Raw genomic sequence first — 5,504 nt, 5'->3', positions numbered from 1 at the left:
GAAGGACGGCACGCTCGTGACCGTGAGCTGCGCCGAGGGCGACACCGGCTTCATCTACGACGGCCTGCTCGARACCGAGGTSACSGAAGTGCAGCGCGGCGTGATGCCCGAGATCGACATCCAGCTGATGATGAACGTCGGCAACCCGCARCTGGCCTTCGACTTCKSSCAGMTSCCGAACCASGGCGTGGGCCTGGCCCGCCTCGAGTTCATCATCAACAACAACATCGGCGTGCATCCGAAGGCGATCCTCGACTATCCGAACGTCGACAACGACCTGAAGAAGGCCGTTGAATCCGTGGCCCGCGGCCATGCCTCGCCGCGCGCCTTCTATGTCGACAAGGTGGCCGAAGGCATCGCGACCATCGCTGCGGCCTTCTGGCCCAAGAAGGTGATCGTCCGCCTGTCGGACTTCAAGTCGAACGAATACCGCAAGCTGATCGGCGGCAGCCGCTACGAGCCGGAAGAAGAAAACCCGATGCTCGGCTTCCGCGGCGCCGCGCGCTACCTGAGCAAGGATTTCGGCGAGGCCTTTGCCATGGAATGCGAGGCACTCAAGCGCGTGCGCAACGACATGGGCCTTATCAACGTGCAGATCATGGTGCCCTTCGTGCGCACGCTGGGCCAGGCCGAACGCGTCACCACGCTGCTTGGCGAACATGGCCTCAAGCGCGGCGAGAACGAGCTCAAGCTGATCATGATGTGCGAGGTGCCGAGCAACGCCATCCTGCCGGAAGAGTTCCTGAAGTACTTCGACGGCTTCTCGATCGGCTCGAACGACCTGACCCAGCTCACGCTCGGCCTGGACCGCGATTCGGGGCTCGAACTGCTGGCCGCCGACTTCGACGAGCGCGACCCGGCCATCAAGGCGCTGCTGAGCCGCGTCATCAAGGCCTGCAAGGCCGAGGGCAAGTACGTCGGCATCTGCGGCCAGGGCCCCAGCGACCACCCGGACTTCGCGCTCTGGCTGGCGGAGCAGGGCATCGAGTCGATTTCGCTCAATCCGGACAGCGTCATCGACACCTGGCAGCAGCTCGCCAAGCGCTGACAGGGAGGAGGGCGGCGGACCTGCCCGCCGCACGGCAGGCCTGCGGGATTCCCATCGGGAAATTCCCGCTTTGCGGCCTGCCGGAATGAATCACAATGTGTTACTCGTGTCAGACTCGTGACATCCGGCGGCGAGTGGGTTCGCAAGGCGAACCGCTCGTTGCCGCACACGCCGGTATTTCGCGAAAGAAACCATCATGATTCTTGTCAAGACAGAAGCCGGACAGCAGGTTCTCAAGGATCGCTCGGTGCCGCTTTCGCCGCGCCAGCGCACCGCGTTCATCCTGTTCGACGGCAAGCGCTCGGTCGACGAGGTGCTTGCCTCCGGAACGGGCATCGGGCGAGAAGAAATCGACCAGATGGTCGAATTGGGGCTGCTCGGACCCGTGGCGGCAAGCAAGCCGGCTGCGCCGGCGCCAGCCAGGGCGCCCGTGTCCGAGGCACCTGCGGCACCGGCAGCCGCAAGCAAGGCGCCGGCGGCGCCAAAACCGGCCGAACCCGCGCCGCCCTCCGGGCGCAGCAGGCAGCAGCGCTACAAGGATGCCTATCCCATTGCCACCCAATTGACCGGCTCGCTCGGCCTGATGGGCTTCAGGCTCAACCTGCAGGTCGAAGGCACCACCAGCTACGAAGACCTGGTCGCCCTGGCGCCCAAGATCCGCGCCGCAGTGGGCGCAGAGAAGGCCGCGGCGCTGGACAGGGCCCTGAAAGACTGACGCTGGACACGCGTGGCCGCAAGCAGTGCTACAATAGCCGGCTTTGCCTTGCCACACTGCGCCCGACGCTGCAGGTGGCTTTTCCTCTTCCACGGAAGAATCCACAAGGAGTGCCATGCGTCACTACGAAATCATTTTGCTGATCCACCCGGATCAGAGCGAACAAGTTCCGGCCATGCTGGAGCGCTACAAGGGCCTCATCACGGCCGGCGGCGGCAAGGTCCACCGCGTTGAGGACTGGGGCCGCCGCCAGCTGGCCTACCAGATCAACAAGCTCAGCAAGGCGCACTACCTGTGCGTCAACATCGAAGCCGAGCAAACCGTGATGGGCGAACTGGAACACGCGTTCAAGTTCAACGATGCCGTGCTGCGCCACCTCACCGTCCAGAAGAAGAAGGCCGAAACCGGTCCTTCGTCGATGATGAAGACGGTCGAGCGCGAAGAAGCCCGCAAGGCTCAGCAGGCCGAATACGCCGCCAACAACAGCTGATGGCGTGACCGCTGCCGCTGCTGCGGCAACCGGTGTCAATCAGCTGGTGCTGACCGCCTCGGTTGCCGAACTCGGAGCCTTGCGATACACGCCGGCCGGCCTTCCCGCCATCGATCTGAAGCTCGAACACGAGTCGACGCTCCAGGAGGCAGGAAAAGCCAGGCAGGTGAAAACGGCCCTCAGGGCCGTTGCCTTCGGCGCCATCGCCGAACGGCTCGCAACGCAGTCGATGGGAAGTCTCTGGCGTTTTCAGGGCTTCCTCGCGACACCGGGCAATGGCAAGCATCCGGTCCTGCACATCCAGGATTTTCAGCAAGATTAATTTTCGACAAGAGGTCCCCAAATGGCCACGTTCAAGAAATTCAACAAAGACAAGCGCCCGAAGCGCAACACCCAGTCGCTGCTGTTCAAGCGCAAGCGCTTCTGCCGCTTCACCGTCGCTGGCGTCGAGGAAATCGACTACAAGGACATCGACACGCTGCGTGACTTCATCAGCGAAAACGGCAAGATCATCCCCGCCCGCCTGACCGGTACGCGCGCGATCTACCAGCGCCAGCTGAACACCGCCATCAAGCGCGCGCGCTTCCTGGCCATGGTGCCGTACAGCGACCAGCACCGCGTCTAAGAAGGAGCACACACCATGCAAATCATTCTTCTGGACAAGGTTCTGAACGTCGGCGGCCTGGGCGACATCGTCAAGGTCAAGGACGGCTACGCACGCAACTTCCTGATCCCGACGGGCCGCGCCCGCCGCGCCACCGCTGCCAACAAGGCCGAATTCGAAGCCAAGCGCGTCGAACTCGAAAAGGCTGCGGCCGCCAAGCTGGCCGAGTCGCAAGCCCAGGGCGAGAAGCTCGGCGGCACCACTGTCAAGCTGACCCAAAAGGCCGGCGTCGACGGCCGCCTGTTCGGCTCGGTCACCAACGGCGACATCGCCGAAGAACTGGGCAAGCAAGGCTACAAGGTTGCCAAGTCGCAAGTGCGCCTGCCCAACGGCCCAATCAAGGTCGTCGGCGACAGCACCGTGAGCGTTGCGCTGCACACCGACGTGGTGGTCGACATCACCGTCACGGTCTACGGCGAAACCGCCTGATCGTCCACAGCGCCTTGTGCGCTGCCGCAAAAGCCGCCTCCGGGCGGCTTTTGTCTTTCTGCGCACCGGTTTTCCAGCGCGATGCACTGAAAGATCACTGTTTATTCACAACTTTGTCCACACACGCCAGCGCGTGCGCGGCTTAGCATGCAGGGTTGCAAGGGAAGTCCATGTCCGCCGTTTTTTCCTATGCCGACAATGACCCGTCGGCCGATCGTCAAGTTGCCCAGCTTCGCATTCCGCCTCATTCGATCGAGGCCGAGTCGAGCGTGCTCGGCGGCCTGCTGCTCGACAACGGTGCCTGGGACCGCATGGGCGACCTGCTGGTGGATGGCGACTTCTACCGCCACGAACACAAGCTGATCTATGCCGCGATCGGCGGATTGATCAACGCCAGCAAGCCGGCCGATGTCATCACGGTCTACGAGCAGCTGCAGGGCCTGGGCAAGGCCGATGAAATCGGCGGCCTGGTCTACCTCAATTCGCTCGCGCAGTATGTGCCGAGCGCGAGCAACATCCGCCGCTACGCGGAGATCGTGCGCGAACGCTCGATCCTGCGGAAACTCGTCTCCGCAAGCGACGAGATCGCGACCAATGCGTTCAACACGCAGGGCAAGTCGGTCGACAAGATCCTGGACGAGGCCGAGCAGAAGATCTTCAACATCGGCGAAGAAGGCACGCGGATGAAGCAGGGCTTCCAGAGCATGGATGCCCTGGTGGTCGARCTGCTCGACCGCGTGACCGARATGGCSGAGAACCCGAACGACATCACGGGCRTKCGCACCGGCTTCYACGASTTCGACAAGATGACCTCSGGCCTGCAGCCGGGCGACATGATCGTGCTGGCCGCGCGCCCTTCCATGGGCAAGACCTCGCTGGCCATCAACATCGCCGAGCACGTGGCGCTCAACGAAGGGCTGCCGGTGGCGGTCTTCTCGATGGAAATGGGTGCGTCGCAGCTGGCGGTGCGCATCGTGGGTTCGATCGGGCGCATCGACCAGGGACACCTGCGCACCGGCAAGCTCAGCGACGAAGAATGGCCGCGCCTCACGGAAGCGATCGAGAAGCTGCGCAACGTGTCGCTGCACATCGACGAGACCCCTGGCCTGACCACCAGCGAGCTGCGTGCCAATGCGCGCCGCCTGGCGCGCCAGTACGGGCGCCTCGGCCTGATCGTGGTCGACTACCTCCAGCTCATGAGCGTGTCGACCAGCATGAACGACGAGAACCGCGCCACGGCCGTGGGCGAAATCTCGCGTGGCCTGAAGATGCTCGCCAAGGAGCTCAAGTGCCCGGTGATCGCGCTGTCGCAGTTGAGCCGCGGCGTCGAAAGCCGCACCGACAAGCGTCCCATGATGAGCGACCTGCGCGAATCCGGCGCCATCGAGCAGGACGCGGACATCATCATGTTCATCTACCGCGACGACTACTACGACAAGAACAGCAAGGAGCCGGGCGTGGCCGAGGTGATCATCAGCAAGCACCGCAACGGGCCCACGGGCACCGTCAAGCTGACCTTCCTCAAGCCGCTCACCAAGTTCGAGAACCTGGCCAGCTACGGCAGCAGCGACGACTACTGACCCTGCCTCATCTTCATTTCTGCGGCTGCGGCAGCTTCGCTTCGGCCGCCCGCGCCTTCACCTGGCGCAGCATGTCGGCCAGCGTCTTGCCTGCTTCGTCGCGAAAGCGTTCGGGCAGCACGTCGACCGCATCCATGCGGTCGATGCGAAAACCGCGGAAGTCGTTGCGCAGCTCGCACCAGGTCGAGAGCGTCCAGACCTTGCCCCAGTAGAAGCAACCGAGCGGACGCACGATGCGTTCACTGGCATCGCCCGACACGTCGCGATAGTGAAGGCGCAGTTTCTGGCGCGCCTGCACGGCTTCCCGCAGGGTCTGCAGCCGCGTGCGCAGCGCGTCGCCCAGGCCGAGTGCAGGTGCGTAGAGCGCCAGCGCCTCGGCCGAGACGCGCGCCGCCGGCGGCAGCACCGAGAGGATCTTGCCGAGCCCGGTCTCGATGTCGCGCGCGAGCGCCGGATCGACCCAGCTCTGCGCCAGGCGGGCCGCGGCCACGAGCGCCGAAGCTTCGTCCTGCGTGAACATCAGCGGCGGCAGCTCGAAGCCCGCACCCATCAGCGGCGGCAGCTCGAAGCCCGCACCC

General features: G+C 64.1%; 8 protein-coding genes. 7 read left to right on the top strand and 1 reads right to left on the bottom strand.

Annotated elements, in window-relative coordinates; genetic code table 11:
* From AC1DOC_RS17145 to dnaB, 7 genes are all read left to right on the top strand, one after another.
* Positions 1 to 1,048: putative PEP-binding protein (locus tag AC1DOC_RS17145; RefSeq protein ID WP_478130143.1), on the top strand; the 1,048-nt coding region annotated here is incomplete at its 5' end.
* 196 nt (positions 1,049 to 1,244) lie between these two features.
* Positions 1,245 to 1,763 carry a hypothetical protein gene (locus tag AC1DOC_RS17140; protein WP_012746957.1) on the top strand — a complete coding sequence of 173 codons (519 nt, stop codon included), beginning with the start codon at positions 1,245 to 1,247 and terminating at the stop codon, positions 1,761 to 1,763.
* A 115-nt stretch (positions 1,764 to 1,878) separates the two neighbouring features.
* Positions 1,879 to 2,253, top strand: a complete 375-nt coding sequence (rpsF, locus tag AC1DOC_RS17135) for a 30S ribosomal protein S6 (protein ID WP_012746958.1) — start codon at positions 1,879 to 1,881, stop codon at positions 2,251 to 2,253.
* A 4-nt stretch (positions 2,254 to 2,257) separates the two neighbouring features.
* Positions 2,258 to 2,575 carry a primosomal replication protein N gene (gene priB, locus AC1DOC_RS17130; protein WP_230537706.1) on the top strand — a complete coding sequence of 106 codons (318 nt, stop codon included), beginning with the start codon at positions 2,258 to 2,260 and terminating at the stop codon, positions 2,573 to 2,575.
* A 21-nt stretch (positions 2,576 to 2,596) separates the two neighbouring features.
* Positions 2,597 to 2,878: a 30S ribosomal protein S18 gene (rpsR, locus tag AC1DOC_RS17125; protein ID WP_007830781.1), complete on the top strand. Its 282-nt coding sequence runs from the start codon at positions 2,597 to 2,599 to the stop codon at positions 2,876 to 2,878.
* Positions 2,879 to 2,893: 15 nt separating this feature from the next.
* Positions 2,894 to 3,346 (top strand): 50S ribosomal protein L9, encoded by a 453-nt coding sequence (gene rplI, locus AC1DOC_RS17120; protein ID WP_007830783.1) that lies wholly within the window; start codon positions 2,894 to 2,896, stop codon positions 3,344 to 3,346.
* Between the two features lie 170 nt (positions 3,347 to 3,516).
* Positions 3,517 to 4,926, top strand: a complete 1,410-nt coding sequence (gene dnaB, locus AC1DOC_RS17115) for a replicative DNA helicase (protein ID WP_478130142.1) — start codon at positions 3,517 to 3,519, stop codon at positions 4,924 to 4,926.
* 13 nt (positions 4,927 to 4,939) lie between these two features.
* Here the strand turns inward: dnaB and AC1DOC_RS17110 are convergent.
* A partial coding sequence (locus AC1DOC_RS17110) for a helix-turn-helix transcriptional regulator (RefSeq protein WP_478130141.1) occupies positions 4,940 to 5,504 on the bottom strand: 565 nt, incomplete at its 5' end.

Source organism: Variovorax sp. 01T439_2 (assembly GCF_056398445.1).
Note: the sequence above shows the minus strand (reverse complement) of the source record. Positions and strands in the feature narration are given on the sequence as shown.